Raw genomic sequence first — 22975 nt, 5'->3', positions numbered from 1 at the left:
ATAGCTGGTCTCAGTATGCACCGCTGGTCCTCACCCCGTTGGCTGTGATCGACGGTACGAGGCAAGAGCGGTCATTATCAGACGACTTCCACCGCTGTCGTTTCGATCAAAAATATCGAGGAAGCGTTTTTTTTTGCGCCGGATGCCGGACGACAGGATCCCGCCGCTCAGAAGTTCGTATGAATGTCCGTTCCGTCAGGGACGCGGATGTCAATGGGGTTCGTCTCGCCGGCGTTGACGACGGACTCGCCGGCACACGAGGAGACCGCGACGTAAGAGTCCTGCTCCGCCTGGAACTGTACGGTGTCGCCCGGTTCTGACGGAGGCTCCCGGATATCGATGTACGTCTGTTCAGCGATCGTGGACTTCATAAAGACGTTCAGCGTGTTGAGGACGAGGTCCTCGTCAACACCAAGCGGCGCGAGGGCTTCCGAGAGGTTCTCCCGGCAGCCGTTCTGGTCGGGCTGGTCGTAATAGTCGTCGAGCACCCACTCGTTGCAGGGCGCGTATAGAAGGTCGTGGACCCCGCAGTCGTCCTCAGTGATGGTGAGGATCTCACGACCCTCCGTCGTGTAGAGGGTATCGCCCGTCGACACTCGGACCTTGTTGTTCCGCCGGTAGCTGTACTTCGTAGAGAACCGCTCTGATGGGTTCTCGGCATTGAAGGCAACGAGGTCCGCGACCTGCTGTCCTTCGGGGTCAGTTACTTCGAAAGTGTCGCCCGCTGCGATCTCGAAGGCAGCACCTCGCTTCTCGGGTATGCGTTGTTCTAACATAGCGAACAGACAGGAGTACAAATGAATACTATATAAACTTTTGGTATTGTCAAATTTATCCAGTAAAGATTTAAAATTATCTCTGTCTGTTTCGGATGGTATACCCTAAAAAAGACCAAGTCGAGCACGTTCGTTGTTCGATTACGATACTCGATAGCCGGTCGATCTTCGATAATAGCCATCAAAGCATCAGACACCGCTGATGTTCAATCGGAACGAATATCTGCTCAGCATCACCAATATTTTTAACTCTTTTTCAGACGATACCCGAACGATGATCGATCCGATGGAGGTCCCCCGGTTCGCGGGGATTCCGACGTTTATGCGAATGGAACACACGTATGAACTCGAGGACGTCGACGCTGACGTTGCAGTCCTCGGCGTTCCATACGACGACGCGACAACTTATCGGCCTGGCGCGCGCTTCGGGCCGCGGGCGGTCCGGCAGGCGTCGACCCTACTCAAACCGTACAACCCCGTCACCGATACCGACCTCCGGGAGTTTGCGATCGTCGACCACGACGACGCGCCTGTCGTACCGGGATATACGGAGACGACTTTCGAGGAGATTGAGGATCGAGTCGACTACGTGTTCGAAAACGGGGCATCACCGGCCATCATCGGCGGTGATCACTCGACTACGCTCCCCGTACTCCGCGCCGTTGCCGACGAGTACGGACCTGTTTCGCTCGTCCAGTTCGATGCCCACTCAGACCTCTGGACCGAGTACTTTGGGAAGAATCATAACCACGGGACGACCGTTCACTACGCTATCGAGGAAGGGTTGATCGATCCAGAAACGTCGATCAGAATCGGCGACCGAGGCGGCCTCTACGGTCGCGAGGACATCGACCGCGTCGAAAATTCCGGTATTAAATACTATACCACAGATGAATTCGGGGAGAATTCTATCGACGAAATCCGAACGGCAGTTCAAGAGCGAGTCGAGGGGGCGGCATTCGCCACCATCGATATCGATGTCGTCGATCCCGCATTCGCTCCGGGAACTGGTACACCGATGCCGGGTGGGCTTACCTCACGGGAGATTCTCGGACTGACACGGACGCTCCACGGGTTAGACCTCGTCGGGTTCGATCTCGTCGAGGTGTCGCCACCATATGACGATCAATCCAACTCGACGGCCGTCCTCGCCGCGTCCATCTTTTTCGAGGCCCTCTGCGCATTGGTCGCAGCTATCGACGAAAAGTAATCCCAATAAAACCTCGCCCCGTCAGCTCCGCTCCAGCGCGTCGTTTTTGACATCATTTGCGAACACGGCCACCCTAATCTTACTGCCGGCCGTCGACGCCTAGTACCGCGCCGACAATACCCTGGGCGATACTAACCCAAAAATTCACCAGGTCGCAAAGCCAGAACTCGAAGGTTTAGCGGAGGAGACCGGCGATCTTGTGAACCTACTTGTTGAGGAGTATCGCAAAGGAATTTATCTCCACCGTGAGCAGGGTGAAAATGCCGTAGAGGTCGATTCCTACACAGGCCACCGTGTCCACCTCCATAGCACGGCTCTCGGGAAGGCTATCTTGGCAGAACTGCCCCGTGAACGAGTTGAGGAAATAATCGATCAACACGGCCTCCCAGCGACGACAGAAAACAACATTACCGAGCGTGAGGAACTGTTTGATCGGCTTGATCAGATCCGCGAGCAGGGCGTCGCTTTTGACGATGAGGAACGGCTGCCTGGCCTCCGCTGTGTGGCTCGGGCGGTTACCGATAACAACTGCGAGGTCCACGGCGCCATCAGTGTTTCTGGTCCTTCCAGTCGAATGCAGGGAAGCCGGTACGACGAAGAGATTCCTCAAAAGCTAGAGGAGGTCACGAATATTGTGAGCCTCAATATGGGCTATTCGTAAGCTGTCGCCGTACCTGCTTGTAACGGCTAACCCATCATATATGTTTAATTATATATCTATAATAAATATATAATTTCATATATTGTCTCGAAGTATATTAAAAAACGCTGGACAGACGCCGTTTGGAATCTCATATTTACTTATGTGATATACTGTAATAATGTAAACTATTCTTTCATCAAAAAGTGTATTTGATAGTCGATACGTAGAAGTTCTAGATACGCGCTGTGTATTCTGCACAGTCTCTCTAAACTGTCTGAAGTTGAGGATTTCGACAGATCCTGTGGTGGTACTGCGACTTTGCACCTGCTAAGGATCGTGACAACAGCGCGCAGCTTTGATCCCGGACCGCGCCCGCAACGCGCCGACTGGCGCAACCTGGGCGGTGTCGGCGTGCGGGCAGTCGAGTTTGTGATACCGCGCATCGTTGCCGACGCCGTCGCCACCGCCGATCGCCCGAAGGTCCGCTCCGGGCGCCTCGTCGGGTCCCAGATCGAGCTCCTCTTTAGTCTTCGCGGGTTTCATCGGTGCTCTCTCACGGCACGCCGCAGCGCCTCGTGCCACCGGATGAACTTCCCGCGATCGGTCCACACGTTCTTGGAGTCGAGAGGGCTCACGAACCACACCAGTGTTAGGAGCACACCGACCTGCGCGCCCGTTACGAGGGGGTCGAGCGGTTTGCTGCACACAGTCATTGTAACTCCTCGATCGTCTCGCCGGGGACGTGAACGGAGCGCGCCTCCCGCAGCCAAGCGAGGCGATCCACACGATGAATAATTCCTATTACTAACGTCAGATCCTGTTGCATTGGTATCGTGGGGGCTAGATCGTGGCTTCTCCCTCGCGAATATTCGAGCGTATTCTACCTAAAACACACAGATAGAGAGGGTCGGATCTCCCTCACGGCTACAACCGTGGGCTTCCTCCTTGCATCTGTGTGAGAATGGACAAATGCTGTTAAAATGGACCTCACTCCTTGCGACGATTTGTAAGTCCCCTGCGCCGAATTAATCCTACAGAGATATCTGACCGTGTTCTGTGATTCGAGTTGGTAGCCGTATTTCGGGTTCACGACAGGTTCCGAGGGCTTGTTTTCCGTTGAGGGGGTTGCGAGTTGGCCGAAGACCTGAATCCTGTTCGGCAAAACGTGGCTATTCGCAACTACAGAGGCTTTGGGAGGTTGAGACTGGCCGCCTCAATGCATACGGTTCTCGAATTCCTTCGCGATGGACAGTGAGTCACCTTCAGCATTTTCGTAGCTTTCATACCTAACACTCTTTACAGCGTATGGCGTACCTCCGTTCACCGATGTCCATCGACCGAGACACCTTCGAGAACACGAGTGAGGACGAACTCGAGGACCTCTCCGTCCCCGATCAAGTCCTCGGTTTTCTCGCAGCTCACGAGGATCGAGCGTTCAAAGCGCGCGAGATCGCGTCCCAGATCGGCGTCGACGAAGGTGCGGTCAGTACGGCTCTCTCGCGGTTGAAGGATCGTGCCCTCGTCGAACACAAGGCGACGTACTGGGCGGTGACGGAGGACGCCGAGCGCCTTGACGGATACAGCGGGTATGAACGAGCAACGGCTCTATTCAACGACCAATTGGGTGGGGAGGACAAGGAATCCTGGCGCGAGCACGCGCCCAGCGACCCGCATCCGAGCGTTGATGACGAACAGTGACCGACGAACAGAAACCGATCTTCGAGCGGGGCGACGTCGTCTATGGCGACGACCCGTTCAAAGGCGAGGAAGACGCTCGTCCTTGGCTTATCCTTTCGAACCACAAAGGCCGTCCGTTCCACGGCGAGCAGTATATCGCGCTCACGTTGACCTCAAAATCATGGATGGATGGGCTCATCGACATCCCCGAGGAGAGTTGGCTTCGCGGTGGGACACCGGATGAGAGTAGAATAGTTCCGTGGGGTGTGCAATCGATCGGCCACGAGGATATCGATTTCTGGCAGAGACGTCTGGCGGGTGAGCTCGCCGATAACGCAGCTAATGCTCTCGTCGACGAACTCCGGTAGTCATTTTTGAGCACTTATGTTTCTATGCGCGACAGCCACTGCTGGCCATCGTCTCAACTCAGGATGCCTATATTCGGTATACCGATATACAATATAATATCCGGCGAATAGATACTATTGCTGGTCCAGAGATTCTATAAGTTGCGAATACGGGGGATTAGATTTCAGACAGAGAGACTTTACATTAGAACAGTAGTGTGTAGTGGATATTTGTGGGTCGCCACTGTAGCGGAAGGATAGATGGTCGACCGCACTCAGACCGCCGGTTCCTCCAGGGATCAGGGTCACGAGACCACCCTCCAGGATGCGGTGGAGTACTATCTCGACTCCAGGGACTCGGGGATCTACCAATCGACAGCGAGCCACATCCTCAAGTCGTTCATCGAGCACATCGAGGACCGCGGCGCCGAGACCGTCGCCGATCTCGACACGCGGGTGCTGGTGACCTATGCCTCCTACCTCCGCCGGCGCGTCGACGGCGACGGGATCTCCCCGGCGACCGCCCGCAACTACTACGACGTCGTCTCCGGATGGCTGACCTACTGCGTTCGTCGTGGGTGGCTCGAATCCAACCCGGCGTTCCGACAGGCACCGAAAGAGGAGCTCCCCGAGGACACCAGCGACCCCACGACCCAACAGCGGTGGACGCGACAGAACCGCGTGGAGATCGTCCGGTGGGCCGACTGGCGCGCCGAGAGCGCCGCCGAGCACGAGTGGATGGATCCGACCGTTGCGAGTCGGGACCGCGCCTTGATCGCCCTGTTCGGGTACACGGGCGTCCGTGGGGCCGAGGTTCTCCGGGACGGTCGCGACGAGCAACGCGACGGCCTCAGGTGGTCGAACGTCGACCTCGAGACGGGCCAGATGCGGGTGTGGGCGAAGAAACGTGAGTGGCAGCGGGTCGCGATCCACGAGCGGGCGCTACGCTACCTCCGCGTCCACAAGCGCCGGCAGAACCCGACAAACGACGAGTGGCCGGTGTTCGCGACGCGGCACGCGCACACGCTCCTGAAGGGCCTTCCCGACGACGTCGATTCCGGTGACTATCTCGCAGCCTACCGGGAGTACGACCGCATCCCGCAGGCACCCGGGACGCACGGTGGTCGCAGCGTCCTTGAGACACTGTGCATTGAATCTGGGATCCGCGCCTCCGATGGCGACGTGCTAAAACCGCACGCAGCACGCCGCGGGCTCGGGAAAGAACTCTACCAACAGCAGCCCGAGAAGGCGCAGGAACAACTCCGACACGAGGATCTGGCGGTCACGAACAAGCATTATAATGACGTCGAAACCGCCGAGCAGAAGGAGTCGCTGGATTCGATGATTGATTAACTAACACCCAATACGATTACGTCAGGGTGTCATAGCAGGCTTCCCACACCCCACAAGAACCGTTCCGTTCAGGGAGTCTATAGACGGGCGAGTATCGCTACTTTACAAGTATTGAATCGACTGATCCTCCTCGGATCGGTACTGTAGGTGCTCATCAACGACTTTCACGACATCGCCGATCTGCCGTCCAGCCTGTCGAACATAGAGCAATCCCCTGTGTTCCAACTCTTGGCCTTCGACGAGTGAGAGAAAATCATCATCGAACGTCAGGAGAAGCCAATTATGTTCCACCGCGTACCGCAACTGTTCACCGTCAGGATCACCGAGGGTTCCCTCGTCTCGGGCGGTGTGAACTGTCCACCCGCGCCGTCGAAGTCCATCAGCGACGGGAATCCAGATACTCTCGTCGCAGTACAGCGGTCGCATTACGCGGACGCCGGTTCGGACGAGGGCGACCGGAAGTCATCGATGTGGTCGTAATAGTATGCGAGTGCCCGGTGAACGTCACTCAGGCTGAGATCGGGGTACAGCTGTGTAATCTCGTCGGGATCGTAGCCGCTGTGTTCGTATGCAGAGGCGATGTCCTTGACCCGGATTCCCGTCCCTTCGATGGTCGGCGCACTGTCGCTGTGTTCTGAATCCCGGACGATTCCCATACTCTGAATTGGCCATACACCGACTTAAAAACCGGGTTGTAGGAACTGTCCCTTCTCAATCAACCCGCACGTTCATATAGGGGTTGTTTCGTTTCTGATTGGTTGAAACAAACAACGACCAACTGCTGCATACAACCTCTGTCTCGGTCACGACGCTTCTGACGGGAATCAGGGATGTTATGACCTAGTTCGTTCTATCGTTCATCTGTATTCACCTTTCGTTTGGTGGTTGCGCTGAAGGGTATGCGAACTATCCCATTATCTGCTCTCAATTAGTGCATTTATGTTGCTGAATCCGTTCCGGTAGTCCGACTTTCCCACAGATAGGACACTCTTGCAGCGGTGTCGGCGGCAAGTTCTCCCATTCTCGCAACGCAGCCTTGAGATGCCACTGGACATCGTCTGATTCTGTACGAGTCAGTGCCTGCACGAGATGCATTCGCAGCCGCTCACGGCTTGTCGTTGTCTGCTGATCACTCATAACTGGGTCCGAGAGGACGAATTGTATCGCCCTCCATCCTTCTGAGGGCAGGACAAACCTCACGCTGCACGCTCACCTTCCTCGTCTTGGGAGCGCGTATACCGAAGCACGTACTGAGTCGAGCTCAATCTGACTACTTCGGTGAGTACTCCATCCCCCAGAGTTCCTCGAAATACTCGAGTGTGTATTGCCCTCGCCTGCCGCCCTTGTACGAGTTGAACCGGTCGACGTAGTACATCAGTTCAAGAAAGCCTTCTTTCTCGTGATGCACGCCCTGGTCCATCCGGGGCAGAATCTCGTCAAGGAGGAGATCGACCTGCTCGCGCTTGACGATGAACTGATCGCGGAGCGGGGTCAGGAGCGTCCGTGTATTGCTGATACCCTGCACGCCCCAGATGTACTGGTCGCTCCGGTTCTCGTTGGATTCGAGACTCGACACATGACAGTTCACGTCGTGAGCATCACAGTACGCACAGAGCGCCTCCATCAGGTGGTCACGATACGTCTCGGTGACCTCGATCTGCGGCTGAAGTCGATGGTCGACTCGATACTCACTATTCTGGTCTACTTTCACGCCAATCCAGCCTTCTGCGTCGAGAGTTCCAGTCAGCTGTTCGTGGGTGATTCGGACCATTGGTGTAAGTTCAAAGCCAGTACTGTACCGCTCTCGGTCGGCAATCGAGATGCGGATACAGCCTTCGCCGTCGAAGAAGCCGGCGAACCACGCATCGAAATCGTGGTACTCGGATGAGTCGGTTGACATCGCGTTGCACCCCTCGCCGGCGCGAATAAACACGACCTGCGTCATCTGGTTGTGAGGTGTTGAAGTCGCCCCTCCGCTGTTGAGAACGGTCGTGGCTGCGCGCGCAGCGACCGTAGGGAGCGAGCACGGAGCGGAGGGTGGGGCGGCGGGGTTAGGGCCGGTCCGGCACACAGTAAAAAAGAGGGTTGCCTCGACTCCCTATTCTTCCCACCACCGACCGCGCTCCGGGAACTCGATCTGAGACCACCTGGTCAGCGCGATTGAGCACCGGCCTTCGTACCAGTTCTTGGCTGCTGCCCTGAACCGCACTGTCTGACCTTCCTGCACTACCGTCTGCTGCGATTTCTCCCAGCAGGTGAACTTGATTTTCCCGCTATCATCCGCTATCAGCCCGACTTGCTGGATGCTTGTGGAGGAAGGCTCCCAGAGGGTCTCGATAGTTCCTTCGACCGTCACCTCTCCGACCGACACGTCCGGCACATCCGCGATGGGCACGATTGCACCGGGGACCGCCTTCAGTTCCTCCAACGTCTCCAGCACTGCCTTCGTCACGTCCTCTCCGCGTTGCACCTTCTCGGCCAACTGCCTCGCGACGACTGCTCTCGACCAGCCGCCTTGCACTTCGTCGCTGATCCGCATCGCCTGCTCGTTGACCTCCGCGAGTTCCTCTTGCGTCAGCTTCTCTCGCAGGTCCGTGCGCTCCACCGGTTTGGGCTCATCCCGGCCACACTGCTCGACGACGACCTCCCGCGTCCGCCTCGCGCGTCCCTCCTGCTGACTGAGTTCCGCCTGGGCACTGATGTGCTCCAGTTCGGCCTCCCGGGCCTCGATGCGCTCCTCCTGTTCGAGAGTCTTCCCGAACATGTGATCCGGGCCTTCCTCGACCCGCGCATCTGGGTGGTTGGAATCGACTTTCGCCTGCACTTCCATGTCGACCGTCGCCCGGAACTCCGGGGTCTCGTCGACGACCTCGAATCCGTCCTCGTCGACCTCGACTTCGTCGTGTTTCTCGAAAGCCTGTTCATCGACCGAAACTACTTCACTGGAGACGTTCTTACTTGACATTGGAACTCACTGGTTCCTGAAGGCGCTCACGCGCCCGACACCGCGATGCTCCAACATCGCGGATTTCCTCGACGACAACAACCGACAGAACCATCTGCGCGCTCTCGCTCGCGCCTTCGCGAGCGCCCTGTGGGCGCGAGCGAGAGCGCGCCCGAGGCGGACGACCAACCAGCACCGCTCACCGACCCGCCCGGAGCGAGCGGCCAGCGGAGAAAGCGTGGGGGGTGAGCAGCCACGCCGCGCAACCCCTCTCGCTTTCCCGCTGGCGTCGAGGGCACATTCATTTTAGCCCGGAACGGGCGCGGGCGGTGTGGAGAGCGCCCGCACGCCCGGAATGGTCGGTCGCGAGCGACGCGGAGGGCGGAACGCGGCGAGCGGGGCGGGCCGTATCGAACCACCTGCTTATTCGCCCTCGACGCTCGGAGATCCAGCTGACGTCCTGGTGGACTCAGAAAGGGCGAGGCCGCCTCGGACGTCCCCCGATCCCGCAAGCACCGAGTGAAGCGAGGCGCGCAGCGTGGGTCGCGGGATGCCGAGCGGTCGAGGGCTTTTACGAGACGCGTCTCAGTCGTCTCCCTGCGCGTTCAACTCCCGAAGGGTCCAGACAGCCGTCGTGCCGATCCGAACACCATCGAAATTGCGCATGTCGAGATTGACCGTGGCTGTGCGAAATGGATAGTGCTCGACGAGCACACGGTGGATGACGGTTCGGACAGCATCCGCCCCATATCGATCGACGACAGCAGTCATAGCCTCATCGAAATGGGCGTTATGATGGTCGGCACGCGGCTCCCGTGCTCGCTCAAGGACGAGTGTGATCACGTCGTCGACCGATGCGTGGGCTGGATCCCTCGTCCGTTCTCGAACGTCGTAAAGCGCGTCGGTCTCGGTCATGAGTAGCACCTATCCACCGTCGACGTCGTCAGTTGAGCCAGACCCAGCAGTCTCGAGACGACGCTGACGGCGAACCTCGGCGAGGGCGTTTTCGAGCGTCGCGAGGTCGTCAATCGCCGTGGCCTCCGTCATGATGTCGTCGAGAAGCGCAGCTCGCTCGACAGCGTGGGTGTCTCCCTCGGTTATTTCGATGGAGTCGATGGACACCGACCGCTCCTCACTCCATCCACACGCCCAGCAATGTCGGGTGACGACGATCTGCTCGTCTTCGTCAGCAGCAAGCACTGCATCCGCCACTGATGCTGAGAGCGGCTAATTCGGCCCCACTTCCAGCGTGATAGGGCCGCCACACGCAGGGCACTCCATACCGATACCGAGTACCGCCGTCGTTTTCAATATATGGTGGCAGTGTTATGTTATCACACGGGTGTCAGGAGGCTACTGCCGTAGCGAGATGGGGGCGTCATCAGGGAACGTGTTCGATGGCGATTTCAGGGAGTGAGTGCGCGGCTGGCTCGAACTCGGCGAAGGATTTGTCGTTCGTGAGAATGGTCGGCTCACGGTCACGGTGCTCGAACGCCAACACGAGGATTGGAACGTCCTTGGGTTGGATCCCACAGACCCGGGCGAGCGTCTGTACTGCGGGTGCTGATCGCTGCTCCCGTACGAGTGCCTCACTGACATCACGACTCGACGGCGCCTCGATGAGCCCTGTCATTCGCGTGAGTCGCGTCAGAAACCTCGTTTTGACGGTATCACGGTCCGCCGCAGAGAGACTCTGTGTCCGGTCGAAGGCGGCCAGCGCCTCTTGGATCATATACGCGTTGATCGCTGATGTCGTCTCGCCGCGGTCGATTGCGGCAAGCAATTCGGTCGCCTGCTCGTTGGTTCGCAACGTCCCGAAGACCCACAGATTCGTATCGAGGATCTTCACGCGTCAGACCCGTACACCTGCTCGGACGTCTCCTTTCGTGCCTCTTCGACGGCCTGTTCGAGGTCGTCCGCATCGACTTTCTCCCCGAGTGCCGCGAGCTCTGCGTCGATATCGCTATCGGACTGGCGGCTCTGTTCGGCCTGCGCCAGCAGCTGCTCTAACCGAAGCGCGGCGATCGCCGTGTCGTCATTGAGTTCTCGGAGATGGGACCGGCAGGCTTCCTTGATGAACTCGCTCTTATTCGTGTAGATCCCCGTTTCATCGAGGAATCGCTCGATCTCGGTATCGAGTTCGACCGGGAACTTGACGCTGACACTCGCGTATTTCATAGTAGTACCATCGTGCTACAAGTATTTAAATGACGGGCTCAGCCCATATTCCAGAGGGTGACGCACGGACACCGCCAGTCCTCTTCATTCGCTGAGCTCTTGGACGAGATGCTCCTCGAGGTCGCGCGTCCAGTACGTCGCGAGGCCGCCGGGATTGGTCAGTCGCGAGCGACGCGGAGGGCGGCAGCGGCGAGCGGGGCGGGCCGTAGAGAAACACCGGCCAACCGGGTATCACGCTCAGAGAACCAGCCTACCTCCTGGTGGACTCAGAAAGGGCGAGGCCGCCTCGGTCGTCCCCCGACCCCGCTAGCACCGGAGGAACGAGGAGCGCAGCGTGGGGCGCGGGATGCCGAGCGGCTGCGGGCTTTCAAGCGAGTGGAACCCCCTAGTGTGACTGAGCAGCCTGGTTGCCGGTGTCAGAAGAGAGGACTATCCTGTCGAGCGGTGCGGCATGGAATACGGAAGGACATCAAGCCCGAAACTTCGCGCGAGCGTGGCAATCGTCCCATCATACGTGAAGACGAAGCTAGCCTCGGCGCGAGCTGCTTCAAGAACGAGTGTGGCCTCCGTGATGTTGAACACGATCTTCTCGCGTTCTTCATACAGTTGCGTTGCAGCCAGAAAGACCTCCTTCGGCGTGTTCGATAGATTGGTGCTGCTCCAGTCATCACTGCCGTGCAGGACCCGGATCGCAGAGTCTTCGATATCTGCCTGTAACTGGGCCGTCTCGCGAGCCGACGTGCCGTACCGAACGCTGGTAAAGACCTCCGCAAGCACGTAGACATTCGTATAGTAGAACGCCTGGTCACGGCTCAGTTCAAAGAAGCGATCAATGACCGCCTGATGCCGTGCTGATCGGCGGTCAGTCAACCGTGCGAGTAATGCTTCTTTCCCCAGGAAAACAGTCGCTTTGCCGTGGTCGGCCGGGAAAATTACTGAATCGGGATGGTCTGGAACTGGGTCCGCTCCGTGCACACAGTCACTCCTCGTCCGTGTCGGGCTCGACGTGGATTCGCTCGCGATCGAGTAGCGAATCCTCCGTGTTTGCGAGCGGGGGCTCTCCGAGGTCCTCAGGATCGATGCGGCCACCGCTCAGGAACCGCTCAAGTGCAGACGATCCGCCGGTGGAATCTCGTTGACTCGACATAACGATGCTCCCCAGTACTATCGAGAAATAGGTGGGTGCAGTATTAAAAATCTCTGGTCTAGTGGGTGTTACTGGCAATTACTGGTTTACCCATATTCGCCATCTCGTTTATGATCCGTTACTCGACGAGATGTGGCTCGAGGTCTTGCGTCCAATACGTCGCCGGATCATCCGGAGCACACCGCGCGCAGAAGCGGACTGTCCCTTCGAGATTGCCGAGCTGCACTCGGAACGAGGTACGGGCTGAAAAGGCGTCGACAACCAGTCCACAGCTATCGCACGCGTGTCGGTCGCAGTCCTCGGGATCAGCGGTTGCCTGTCTCGCACACGCCGTGCAGATCGGGTGTGTGACGATCTCGTCGGTTCCCCAAGTGCGGGCGTCGCCCAGTTCCGAGCTGGGGCGCGCATCGCAGAACGCACAGCCGGAGAGCGTCTGTTGCATTACGCGTCCTCCTCACCGGCGCCACGAGCCGCCGCCCAGCCTCGGTGGAAGACAGCTAGCTGCGTAATAGAGTCGAACGCCGTGCCACTCGGCTCGTGAACGAGAACTCGTTGTTCGGCGACCGGGATGACCACATCGTCCTCGAGAAGATCGCCAACGAGGTGTTGAGCGGATGTTTCGTCGACATCCGCGGTCGAGAAGCCGGTCGCATCTCGGTCTTGTTCGATCAGCTTGGTTTCGAGTTGTACGTGATCGTCTGCTGTATCATCGATTGCATCTGAACCAGTTATGCGAGATCAGGTCGGACACGCTACTTGAGCGCGCCTCGCGCCTCCTGGCGCCGACAAACGTACTGCTGGAAGCACGACCTGGCCGTATGGAACAGAAGATGGTCTCCGTCGCGGTGATGTTAACCAACGCGACGGCCGAAACACGGGCGTCTGTTGGTTAACAACTGCCAGTTTGTGAGTCGGTTCGCAGCTGACGCAGGGGCTTCACACGGAAGGTATCGGGTTGGTCGACAGGAGCAGTATGACTTCGGTTCGACGCCAGTGACACGGCCCGTGTGAGTCGGTTGATCAGGTTGTCACGAACCTCCTCACGAGGAAGCATCTGCTCGTGCCATCCGAGTCGTTCGTCGAAATGGCGCTTCCTGAACGTCTCGTCGGCCGTATCAGCGGCGATGTACTGTGTCTTTTTTCCCCAGACGTTCGAGGAGCTGTACTCGGCTCCGACGTGTTCGTGCGTAAGCTCAACGAGGACACACTCGACGAAGGTGACGATCGACGCATTGCTCCGGTCGTTCGGGACTGAGAAATGAAGGCCGGGCCGGGGAGATGTAGATGCGTTCGGCTGAGCTGGTTCTCGGTCAATACCTCGGTCTCGCTGGTGCTGTCGCTCGGAATGCATACGTTGCTCGGGGCAGTTCGAAGCCCCGTCACCCCTCTCGGGGAGAATAAACGCTACGTCGCGGTCTCGCCGTTACTTAGAGTTACTTCCGAACAACCGTTTCGTCCGGCCCCACACGGACGCTGTCTCGGATTCGTTATTACCCTCACCAGCATCGACAGTATGCGCCTCTTGGGAATCCCCTGACTCTCGGTCGCGACTTGCGAGTTCCTCGGTGAGTCGCTCAATTTCTGCTTCGAGGGTGTCGATCCGCTCGGCTTTCTCCGCTAGTGTCGCTTCGAGTTCGTCGACCCGCTCGGTCAACAGTCGGTTCTTCTCGGCTAGATACGCACGGCTTCGCCCCGAGTCACCGGCGTCGCCACCTGGAGACGAGTCGACAGCGGGATCGTGGGCGTCCGCGGTGTCGTCGCCGGTGGCCGGGTCGTAGAACTCCGACGTGGTCGCAATCGCTCGTTCGATGGTCTTCTCGCCGTACGTCGACCCGTCAGCGTAGTGGACCTCGTCCCACTTCTCCCGCATCAATCCCGACTGGCGGAACAACTGCTCCATTTGGGTCCGGTCGCCGCCGGTCCAGAACGCTAGCAGACAACACAGCGCCATATCGGCCTCGGACTGGCTGTCGTAGCCGGCCGTATTCCCGTTCCAGAGCCGCTCGAACTTCTCGCCGTTCGATGCGTTTCGCGCTTTTTCGAGGAGGTCCTCGTCTTCGAGGTCAACGTCGACGTTGACTGCACCGCTCGTCGGTGATCGGTCGTCAGCGTCACCACGCTGTTCGGACTCGGGTGCTGTGTCACGCTCGGCCTCCTGGACGTATTCGCGGTGAATCGCTGTGAGCGCGTCCTGCCGACGTGCAACGTGCGTTGGGGTCCGCTCAACGTGGTCGCCAGTAACGGTGAAAAAGCGTGCCGTGTCGTACAGTTCGACGCTCCCACGCCGGTTCCGCCCGTCTGGGAGTGTGCCGGTAATCAGGATATGATAGCCGGTCCCGGACGGTGATACCTCCGTATAGGAGTCGAGTCGATCAATGATGTCCAGTGCCGTGTCGTCGACATCATCTGTCTCGGGATTACGGCAGTCGTCCAGATCCACGCCGACGATGGGATCGTCGTCGGTAAACACGAATCCGACGCCATCGGCATGCTCTGTCTCGGTGTAGTCGAGTGCTGCCTCGAAGCCTGTCCAGGTCTCGGGATCCGTTGACGACGCGAACCCGCCAACCCCCGGCGTCACCGGAATCTTCGTCGGTTTGCCGTCTCGCTTCTCTTCCCGCCAACACACCCACTGGTCACGGTCGCGTAACGTTTCCGGAATCGCCTCCGGCTCGTCGACCATAGGTTCACTCATCCTTACGTAGGACCTCGTATGGCTCTCACTAGCTCTGAGCCAGCACAGAATTCACGCTGCTTCACGTCGCGATCCAATCCCTTGGTCCCAACGGGGACCCCCCGTTCTATACTAGTTGGTTTTTGCCATAACAGATCATCTAACTCCGTGAAATCCTGAGTTTGAGGCTCCCGATACGTGCATACGGCAAAATCCCTCCAGAATGCTTGTGTTACGGCATTTCGATTGATTGCCGTAACCCCGCGCTGTCTGCTGATTTCGGTGCTGCGGAGACGATATGCCTCGATGTTTCCGTAACGCGAGAGGTGTTTCCTGTTATACAAACTCAAATTTGTATTTACGATATATTTGGCGCTGAGTGTGGATTGCATTGTATTCACCTCCAGCTCTATTCTGATTTGAGTGCAAGCCCCTCGTAGTATCGAACAGAGTCGCCGTTCTCACTGTCTGTGTTCCGCTCGAACGTGACATAGTTCCCGAGGCGACGACCGAACCAGGGTTTGCTATCTGTATCAATCCCGTGAGCTTCAGCCCACTGTTCGTAGATTTCGTAGACCTCTCCGGCGGCTACTCTGCTTTGCGGGTCTTCGACGAGGTGTGTCTCTGCGAATCGCTCAACAACCGCCTCTGGATCATCAGCAATATCGTCAATCGATGGCTGAGGCGCCTGGTGGATATGGTCAGCCTGTTGTCCCGCCGTTTCTTCGCACTCACTTGTGGTGACGGTATCGAGTATGGTGTCAATCGAGTACGTACCGTCAGTATCGTACACGACCGGGTTGCCTTCCTCAGGGAGAATGACGATAACGTACGACGTGGGGGTATAATCTGGGACGGGGAGTTCGGCTTCGGGGACGAATGGCTTCTTGATACGCACCCAGTCGCCCTCGAACGCCGATTTCGTCTCGTAGATGTGTTGCTCACCGTGCTCGTATACGACGTACTCGTCGGCAGCGTGGTCGTAGCTGTAGATGGCCGGAACACGATCTTTCGAGAGTTTTTCAAGTGATGGGAGGCGGATGTGTTCCGTCTCGCTGGCATCACGGAGGACGATCTCGTCGCCATCACGCTGCCAGATATTCTGGGTCCCGTTCTCGTCGTCGGTCGCCGGTCGCACGGCCGTCACTCCACCTTCTTCGGTCGCTCCACCGTTGAACGTGAGATTCGAGTCAGTCGTGTAGAACCGCGTCTCACCATTCTGGAGGGTACGGACGGGTGATGTGAGAATGCCGTCAACGCGCTTGGCCCACTCAGTTTCCTTGTTTCCTGGGCGAACGACAAACAGCGGGATGTCCCCTGTTTCTTGGGCTTTCCGGAGGTTCGTGAGCACCTTTGCGGGATTCTCGGGTGTCGTCGTTTCGACTTCGATGGCGAATCGGTCGGCAACGTCGGGGTGGCTCGCCCTCGCGTCGGGTTTCTCACTGCCATCCTGTGCGAGGATCGAGACCGTGAAGCCGAGTGTGGTAAGCTCTTCTTCGATCTGGCGGAGTGCTGCGTCGTGGGCACTCCCCCCAGCGGCCTGCACGCCACCAGTATCGGGTTTCGCGACTTCTTCGCCGGCGTCAGTGAGTCGGATGCGAAGTTCATCGGTGTCGATATCGACGGTCGTATCGAGGTATCGTGACCGTTCTCGGATTTCGGCGAGTGCATCATACGATGGCGGTTCGGCGTCGACGTCGTCGAAGAGCCGTCTGAGTTCGTCGTCAACCGCTTCGACAGCCACCCAACCATTCTCCTCACGGCATCCTTCTCGAAGCTGGAGGCTTCGAACCACGGTCGCGAGCGCAACATCTAGGTCGGCGCTTTCGATGCTGAGCACCTCGTCTAACTCCGCCGGTGCGCTCGTTGTCGATGCGGATGAGCTTGCTGGAACCCCGTAGTCATCACTAGCTTCCTCGTGCATCGAGGCGAGCGTTTCAGTGAACCGCTCCTCCTCGTGATCTGTCAGCGGGTGCTCACTCTCGGGATGGCCCGGTGGGATTTCGAGTGGTTTGAGGCTGAACGGATACGGCCCGGTTTCCCCGAACGCCGGACTCGGTACGCTGCCGATCCACTCCCCACGGGGCAACGACCGAATCCGGTTGGCGAAATCTGTCGGATCCATATCCTCGTGGGCCATCCCCCGCGCCAGTTCGCGGTCGACGTTGATTTTGCTGACGAGTGAGGTTCCGATGTTATTCAGGGCGTTCAGGTAGATTTTCCGTCCGCCTTCCGCTTCCAGTTGCTCGGGGAACTGCATTGACAGGCCCACAGAAAGCCGGAAGCCCCGCCCCTTCTCGAGGAGGTCGTTCATAATATCGGAGACCACGACTGAGGCTGCTTCGTCGACGAGCAGATTCACGACGTAGTCATCAGAGTACTGTGTGAGGTCGCGCTTGCGATCTTTGAGCGCGTCGTCGAGATGGGTCAGAATCAGGCCCGTCATAATCCGGGCGGCATCGTCACGAAGGTCACCGAGATCGAACAGGATGACCTGATTCTCGTCGAGTACTCCTCGGAAATCGAACTGCCGCTGGGTATTGTTGAAAATGCGGCGCAGGTGTGGATCCTGCGAGATGTAGTTGAGACGGTGTGTGACGCCACCCATCACGTTGTCGAAAGTGGTCGAATCGTGCTGGAGTTGTCGCCGGATCATTCTGGCGACCTCCTCATCACTCGATTGCGGCGCCTCTGCGAGATTCGGCTGTGGCGGGCCGGCTTCCCACAGCTGGTCGATGACGTGTTCCAGCTGTCGGTGGGCGAAGTAGTCGGCCGACTCTCGGTACTGGCCGTTTTCGCGGCCGTATTCCTCGTCGAACAGCGCCGTGATGAGCGTCTTGATGAGGGTTGGGGCGACGGTTGCCCGCTTGTATCGGTCCGCGTCCATAACGAGCTTGAGGATCTCCTCGTAGTGGTCGGCTTTCCGCCGGACTGCGTCCTCACGCCGGCGACCACTCTCTAGTGAGGGTTCGAGATCGAAAAACGAGAACCCGGGGAGGATGTCCGGGATCGGGAAGTGAACGACGTTCTGCTTGAGGTCGGTCATCCCGAATCGGCGCGCGTGAGCCCGCATATAATTCTGGGCCATCTCATCGTTCTTCGGGACGATGAGGATTGTCGGCCCCTCTGTGGTATTGTACAGCGACAGCAGGTCGTTGAGGAACGACTTCGACTTGCCTGAACCGGTGGTCCCGAACCGCCCGTAATGCATCGGCAGTAGTCGGGGCGGAATACGTGTCGGGACATCTTCAGGGTCACCGGTGTCGTCGAGAGCGTAGCCGATAGCCATCCCCTCACGAAACTCATCCATCAGATCCTGGTGAGGCCGGGCGAGCGGATTCCGGCTCTGTTGTTCCGCACGCGTTCCTCGTGCTCCTTCTACGGAGAGTTGCTCCGAGGAGGGAACGATCAAGAAGTTCGCGAGTTCTCGGCCACTCAGTATGAACTCCGGACGGGTCTTCCCTCGACCGGTCGTGATCTCGCGGTCCAAGAGTCGGTGCAGCGCGGCTCGTGCGTGCTGTTCTTTCTTAGCCTCCCGGAACCCCTGATCGCGTATCCGCTCCGCTTCGACCTCGTAGTACGGCCCATCGAGTGTATCGAAGACTGACCCGAGTGACTGTAGCCGCTTGTCGAGCGTCTCACGGCCGTCGTCACTGACTGGAACGCCGACGGCCCGAATATTCGCGGCGAACGATCGCTTTGGATTTTTCGCCTCGATGGCTCCGACGCGCTTTGCTTGTGTGCCACTCAATTCCTCCTGGCTTCGGCGGTCAGACCCATCGCCAGATTCGAAGATTGGTCCGAGAATTCGTTGTGCCCAGGTATCCCGCCCGTCGGTGATGTCTTCCTTGCGAAGTTCGGCATCGCCCTGCCAACTTGCCCGTCGTCGGAAGACGACCTGAAACGCCAATGGCGCACTGGCCTCAGTTAGATCATCGACGAGCGATGCGAGCGCACCACCAGGCTGGCCGACAGCCTCGGGACTCTCGTCTGCTTCGTCGCCTGTAAACGGCGCGAGTGAGGTCATCCAGTCTTGTTTCCGAGTCACCGAGCCTTGCCATCGGACCCCGAGTGGGGAGACAGTATTAGTCGCTGGCCGGGCGAGTATCGTCCCCTCCGATGTTACCGTTGGTTTGGCAAGCGTCGTGAGTGGCTCATCCTCGGGAATCGCATCTGGTGGGGCGAGATCGAGGGCAGTATCGCCGATCTCGATGAAGTGGTCGGCAGACAGATCGCCGACCGTTCCTCCATCCGCGACTGATTCGGCGTCCCCTGACCCCGCTCGATCGTTGTCGTCAGCCTCGAGCTCGTATCGCTCATCAGGGCCGAACTCGTACGTGAGCTCACCTGACTCATAGTGCTCGACGAATGTCTCGCGGTCGAATTCGACAGGCTGCACGAGTCGGGATGTGATGTCGATCTCGGTACGCTCGATGTCGAACGTCTCGGGATAGATCGACCGGAGCCGTTTCTCAAGGGTATCCAGATGATCGTCGGCACCGTAGTAGAATTCGACGGGGTGGTCTGCACCCTCACTGAGCGCGAGAAATTCGAATCGGAGGGGTGTCTCGCTATATAACGGATTGAGCTTGTCAGTTAGCCCTGGCGAGTCCGTTGTGGTCAGTTTGTGAAGGCTCTCCAGTGCCTGCGGCAGACGCTCCGGAGCGATCTGTTCGGAGGTTGGCGTCACGCGAAGATAGTCACGAATCATCGTTGCTCACCTCCCGCTGCGCCCCCATCGGTCTCCGCTGGCGTCCGCTCGGACGGAGGTTCGTCGCTGCCGGTCACTCGAGCTTCAAGATCATCCTGGAACGTCTGGGCATCCGGATTCATAGCGTCACTACCAGTACCGGGGAGCGAGGATCGCCGTTGCTCCGTTGGCTCGAAGTCGATGACCTGCTTCTCCTTGGGCATCGCTTTGACTTGGATCCCACGCCATTCGCCGTCGACGCCCACCAGTGCCTCGGAGAAGCCGGCGTCCTCGTTGCCCGGCACGGCGTCCTGGACGAACCGCATCTGCGCGTAGTTCAACCCAAACTCGTCGGCCCACTCCTCGTCCATCCCGTCGAGACGGTGGAACTGCTTGACCGCACACTGGTCCAGAATCGCCTCGCTCTCGGCGTGCTCGAAGAACTCGTCGACGGTCTGGGTGACCAGCCGAATCGAGAGATCGTGGTGCCGGTGATGGCGGAACACCGTCTCGAGGAACGCTAGGCTCGCGGCGTCCTGTATAATGTACCGCGCCTCGTCGATGTAGAACACGACCTCCTTCTCCGAGACTTTCGCCCGCTCGTAGACCAACGAGATCAGGAGCTGCATAGTCAGTGCCGTACTGCTATCGACGCTGCCCTCCTGCTGAGCGAGGTCGAGGTAAATGACCTTCTCGTCGCGAATGTCGAAGTCGGACTCTTGGCCGAGGTTGCTGTGCCGACCGTCGTCCTCGAAGGGGCGGAGCTGATTGAGCAGCCACGTCGCGTCCTCCTTGATCTTCCCTGCCTCCTCGTCGGACCGGACGACGAACTCCTCGGGGTCGTCGACCATATCCTCGAAGACGTCCATCATCTCGCGGATGGTCGGATTCGGATTGCTGTGCGTGGAGATGTCGTCGATGATGCCCTGGCGCTTGTACGCCCGCTTGAGCCCGAGTTCGAGCGTCGTCCGCCGATCACCCAGCGAGATCCCCCGCAGCGCGAAGAAGTTGGTGAGGAAGCTCATCGCGTCATCGAGCTTCTCGTTAAACGGGCTTGCGTCCTCACCCATCGCCCGCTGGACGTGCTCCGGCGTCTCCCGGATCTCCAAGGGGTTCAGCCCGAGTGTCCCGCCGACCGTGATCCGTTTGGCGTCGAGGGCTTCCGAGACACCGGCCCAGTTGTTGAGCGGTTCGAGGATGATGCCGATGCGGTCCTTGCTCTGTTCGATGGAGCGGATGAAGTTCTGCTTGGAACTGAACGACTTCCCCGAGCCCGTGTCGCCGACGGTGAACATCGCGTACCCGTTGTCTCGGGCGAACGGGTCGATGACCACAGGACTCTGGTTGTCCTTGTGAATCCCGAACTCGACGCCGCCCTCCTCGAGGATCGTCGCGTTGTGCGGCGAGGAGAGTAATGCGCCGACGGCGCCGCCGAGTGCGATTGACGTGCGGCCGAACTCGTTGTCGCCGATGGGCGCGGCGGACTGAAGAGCGAGGTCCTGCCGACAGATTGCAGTCTTCGGCGTGAGGTTCGCCGGGTCGTCACGAAGCGCACTCTTGACCTTCTGGACGGCGTCTCTGAGATCGTCTTTCTCGTCGGCCCGAACGGTGATGAACATCCCCTGGTCGAAAACGCTCGCGCCGTTCTCGACAGCTGTGTACGTCGCTGCGGCCTCGTTGGCCCGCTCTTGGAGGTAGGCACTCCGGACGCTCTGTTCCAGGTCGGCATCCACTTGGAGGTCATCGGCGATGTCCTGCAGTTCGTTCCGGGCCCGCTCCTGGTTTTTCGGCGTGATGTGGGCCGTCAGGTCGAACTGCACGTCGGTCATCTCGAAGAGATCGCTGAGGTAGCCGTCGTTGGGGTAGTCCGGGTAGTCGGCGATGTACAGTGTCGTCGTCCACTGCTCGCCGACTCGGGCGGCTCGCGTTTCCCACTCGGCGGCAGCCGGCGCGGTCACCGTCTTGTGTGACTCGGCGATGTCGTCGAGGAGCTGGCGTTCGGCCTCGCCCTGTTCGAGTGTCTCTTCGTCGAGTACGTCGGAGAACTCGACTTCTTCCGTGTCGTCTTCGGTGTACCAGTCCCAGAGGAGTTTCCCACCGATACCGAGCAGGACGACGATGAGGAGATAGAGCGCCGCACCCTCCGTAGAGGTCGGACTGGAGAGCCATCTGACGAGCTGGCTGCCCACGCCGCCCCCTGCTTGGAGGATCGCGCTACGCATCGAACGCATCCTCCCGGCGCGAGTGGCCGATGATTGGTTGTTCGCGAACGATACGCTCTGCCTCGTCGTAGTCGTGTTCGCGACCGTTCCAGAAGTCCATATTCAGGACGAACAGTTCGACCGTGCTGAGTCGCCGTGCGGACCATCCGGACGCCTGCTGGATGAACTCGGATCGCACGTCGTTAACCCGACTGTCGAGCTTCTCGAACATCTGAGCGCGACGTTCGACGTCGGTGAGGTCCTCGCGACGGGTGACGAACGGGTTGAACAGGAAGCCGATGACGGGGAATTGGGTGAGCTTCTCGGCGGGCGTACCCTCGTCGCGGAAGCGGTCGTAGACCTCCAGCGGGGTGACCTCGACGCCGATGTAGTATCGCACCTGCTGGATGCCGCGCTCTCGCATCTCTTTCGGCCGTGTCTCCCTGTACTCCTCAAGAAGCTCCCGGAGGATCGGATTCTCCGTGACGTCTTCGTCGTTGAGGCGGTCTTCGATGTTCTCCGTAATCTGCTCGACCGGGAAGGAACGGGTTGTGGCGTGGAGTTTGAGCTTCGAGTCCAGCTCTTTGTTGGCGAACTCTTCGCCAGCATCCTGGAGCTGTGCCCAGTCGTCGGACATCGCGAAATCCATATTGCCGGGGTCGATCTCGATAAACGCCTCCATCGCGCCGTCTTCACGCTGGATGGCACCAGCGCCCGGCCACGCCCGCTTGATGTTCGTGAGATCCTGCGTTCGCTCGTCGGGCTTGAACGGCGTGTAGTTCGCGAGTCCGCCTTCGTTGCGCTCTGACTCGTTGGTACTCGTGTCGGCGTCGGCGGGCGCACTGAATGTAACCTGAGGCCGTTTGAGGTACCGATAGATGTCTTTGGTCCACGTCCAGGCGTTCAGGTGGGTTGGTGAGACGTAGATGACGGCGACGCCAAAGCCAAGCCCGCCAGCGACGAACGGGAGGGCCAGTGATTCGATCCCGGTGAGGCCAGCGATAAACAGCCCAATAATGGGGAAGGCGATGAGCATACCGACGTCCCCTTCCTCGATATTGAGATACGGGATGCGACTCTCCTCGCCGAACTGATCCATGATGCGCCGTGCGGCCGCGTCTTGATCTGCTGACAT

23 protein-coding genes and 1 pseudogene are annotated in these 22975 nt (G+C 58.9%); 5 read left to right on the top strand and 19 right to left on the bottom strand.

Going from position 1 to position 22975, the window contains the following annotated elements:
* Nucleotides 1-167: 167 nt before the first annotated feature.
* A complete protein-coding gene (locus H5V44_RS16235; protein WP_185194184.1) occupies nt 168-776 on the bottom strand; it encodes a DUF1989 domain-containing protein in 609 nt (202 codons plus the stop codon).
* A gap of 202 nt (nt 777-978) precedes the next feature.
* Between H5V44_RS16235 and speB the strand changes: the two genes are divergently transcribed.
* Both speB and H5V44_RS16225 read left to right on the top strand, forming a co-directional pair.
* Nucleotides 979-1986, top strand: a complete 1008-nt coding sequence (speB, locus tag H5V44_RS16230) for an agmatinase (protein WP_185194183.1) — start codon at nt 979-981, stop codon at nt 1984-1986.
* 199 nt (nt 1987-2185) lie between these two features.
* Nucleotides 2186-2647 (top strand): IclR family transcriptional regulator, encoded by a 462-nt coding sequence (locus H5V44_RS16225; protein ID WP_343067776.1) that lies wholly within the window; start codon nt 2186-2188, stop codon nt 2645-2647.
* A 309-nt stretch (nt 2648-2956) separates the two neighbouring features.
* Here H5V44_RS16225 and H5V44_RS16220 read toward each other — a convergent pair whose 3' ends face one another.
* Nucleotides 2957-3172, bottom strand: a complete 216-nt coding sequence (locus H5V44_RS16220; protein ID WP_185194182.1) for a hypothetical protein — start codon at nt 3170-3172, stop codon at nt 2957-2959.
* Nucleotides 3169-3342 carry a hypothetical protein gene (locus H5V44_RS16215; protein WP_185194181.1) on the bottom strand — a complete coding sequence of 58 codons (174 nt, stop codon included), beginning with the start codon at nt 3340-3342 and terminating at the stop codon, nt 3169-3171. The genes H5V44_RS16220 and H5V44_RS16215 overlap by 4 nt, the downstream gene beginning before the upstream one ends.
* 613 nt (nt 3343-3955) lie before the next feature.
* Here H5V44_RS16215 and H5V44_RS16210 point away from each other — a divergent pair.
* The 3 genes from H5V44_RS16210 to H5V44_RS16200 all read left to right on the top strand — a co-directional run bounded on the left by H5V44_RS16210 (nt 3956) and on the right by H5V44_RS16200 (nt 6006).
* The gene (locus H5V44_RS16210) at nt 3956-4327 is read left to right on the top strand and encodes a MarR family transcriptional regulator (RefSeq protein ID WP_185194180.1); all 372 of its coding nucleotides are present in this window, start codon (nt 3956-3958) and stop codon (nt 4325-4327) included.
* On the top strand, nt 4324-4674 hold the full coding sequence (locus tag H5V44_RS16205) for a type II toxin-antitoxin system PemK/MazF family toxin (RefSeq protein ID WP_185194179.1): 351 nt from the start codon (nt 4324-4326) through the stop codon (nt 4672-4674). Before H5V44_RS16210 ends, H5V44_RS16205 begins: the two co-directional genes overlap by 4 nt.
* 240 nt (nt 4675-4914) lie before the next feature.
* Nucleotides 4915-6006 (top strand): tyrosine-type recombinase/integrase, encoded by a 1092-nt coding sequence (locus H5V44_RS16200; RefSeq protein WP_185194178.1) that lies wholly within the window; start codon nt 4915-4917, stop codon nt 6004-6006.
* A 102-nt stretch (nt 6007-6108) separates the two neighbouring features.
* Here the strand turns inward: H5V44_RS16200 and H5V44_RS16195 are convergent, their stop codons facing one another.
* From H5V44_RS16195 to H5V44_RS16120, 16 genes and pseudogenes are all read right to left on the bottom strand, one after another.
* Nucleotides 6109-6432 carry a DUF5615 family PIN-like protein gene (locus H5V44_RS16195; protein WP_185194177.1) on the bottom strand — a complete coding sequence of 108 codons (324 nt, stop codon included), beginning with the start codon at nt 6430-6432 and terminating at the stop codon, nt 6109-6111.
* Nucleotides 6432-6662 carry a DUF433 domain-containing protein gene (locus H5V44_RS16190; RefSeq protein ID WP_185194176.1) on the bottom strand — a complete coding sequence of 77 codons (231 nt, stop codon included), beginning with the start codon at nt 6660-6662 and terminating at the stop codon, nt 6432-6434. Before H5V44_RS16190 ends, H5V44_RS16195 begins: the two co-directional genes overlap by 1 nt.
* Before the next feature lie 614 nt (nt 6663-7276).
* Nucleotides 7277-7906, bottom strand: coding sequence for a hypothetical protein (locus H5V44_RS16185; RefSeq protein ID WP_185194175.1), 630 nt, complete (start codon nt 7904-7906; stop codon nt 7277-7279).
* 198 nt (nt 7907-8104) lie between these two features.
* Nucleotides 8105-8971 (bottom strand): DNA-binding protein, encoded by an 867-nt coding sequence (locus H5V44_RS16180; protein ID WP_185194174.1) that lies wholly within the window; start codon nt 8969-8971, stop codon nt 8105-8107.
* Between the two features lie 564 nt (nt 8972-9535).
* Nucleotides 9536-9865, bottom strand: coding sequence for a hypothetical protein (locus tag H5V44_RS16175; protein WP_185194173.1), 330 nt, complete (start codon nt 9863-9865; stop codon nt 9536-9538).
* A 9-nt stretch (nt 9866-9874) separates the two neighbouring features.
* A pseudogene (locus tag H5V44_RS16170) lies at nt 9875-10231 on the bottom strand (hypothetical protein).
* 100 nt (nt 10232-10331) lie between these two features.
* The gene (locus H5V44_RS16165; protein ID WP_185194171.1) at nt 10332-10799 is read right to left on the bottom strand and encodes a hypothetical protein; all 468 of its coding nucleotides are present in this window, start codon (nt 10797-10799) and stop codon (nt 10332-10334) included.
* Nucleotides 10796-11128 carry a ribbon-helix-helix domain-containing protein gene (locus tag H5V44_RS16160; protein ID WP_014555890.1) on the bottom strand — a complete coding sequence of 111 codons (333 nt, stop codon included), beginning with the start codon at nt 11126-11128 and terminating at the stop codon, nt 10796-10798. The genes H5V44_RS16165 and H5V44_RS16160 overlap by 4 nt, the downstream gene beginning before the upstream one ends.
* A 429-nt stretch (nt 11129-11557) precedes the next feature.
* The gene (locus H5V44_RS16155) at nt 11558-12103 is read right to left on the bottom strand and encodes a hypothetical protein (protein WP_185194170.1); all 546 of its coding nucleotides are present in this window, start codon (nt 12101-12103) and stop codon (nt 11558-11560) included.
* 4 nt (nt 12104-12107) lie between these two features.
* The gene (locus H5V44_RS16150; RefSeq protein WP_185194169.1) at nt 12108-12275 is read right to left on the bottom strand and encodes a hypothetical protein; all 168 of its coding nucleotides are present in this window, start codon (nt 12273-12275) and stop codon (nt 12108-12110) included.
* 118 nt (nt 12276-12393) lie between these two features.
* Entirely contained in the window at nt 12394-12717 is a 324-nt protein-coding gene (locus H5V44_RS16145) for a DUF7558 family protein (protein WP_185194168.1), read from the bottom strand.
* Nucleotides 12717-13007 carry a hypothetical protein gene (locus H5V44_RS17680; RefSeq protein WP_343067778.1) on the bottom strand — a complete coding sequence of 97 codons (291 nt, stop codon included), beginning with the start codon at nt 13005-13007 and terminating at the stop codon, nt 12717-12719. The genes H5V44_RS16145 and H5V44_RS17680 overlap by 1 nt, the downstream gene beginning before the upstream one ends.
* Before the next feature lie 691 nt (nt 13008-13698).
* Nucleotides 13699-14970: a phage NrS-1 polymerase family protein gene (locus H5V44_RS16135; protein ID WP_185194166.1), complete on the bottom strand. Its 1272-nt coding sequence runs from the start codon at nt 14968-14970 to the stop codon at nt 13699-13701.
* Between the two features lie 388 nt (nt 14971-15358).
* Nucleotides 15359-19660, bottom strand: a complete 4302-nt coding sequence (locus tag H5V44_RS16130; protein WP_185194165.1) for an ATP-binding protein — start codon at nt 19658-19660, stop codon at nt 15359-15361.
* Entirely contained in the window at nt 19657-21861 is a 2205-nt protein-coding gene (locus tag H5V44_RS16125) for a VirB4 family type IV secretion system protein (protein WP_185194164.1), read from the bottom strand. The genes H5V44_RS16130 and H5V44_RS16125 overlap by 4 nt, the downstream gene beginning before the upstream one ends.
* Nucleotides 21854-22975, bottom strand: a complete 1122-nt coding sequence (locus tag H5V44_RS16120) for a hypothetical protein (protein ID WP_185194163.1) — start codon at nt 22973-22975, stop codon at nt 21854-21856. Before H5V44_RS16120 ends, H5V44_RS16125 begins: the two co-directional genes overlap by 8 nt.

Origin of the sequence: Halobellus ruber (genome assembly GCF_014212355.1) — an archaeon.
Taxonomy (GTDB): Archaea; Halobacteriota; Halobacteria; order Halobacteriales; family Haloferacaceae; genus Haloquadratum; species Haloquadratum rubrum.
The sequence above is the reverse complement of the archived record's forward strand: the minus strand, read 5'-3'. Positions and strand labels throughout refer to the sequence as shown.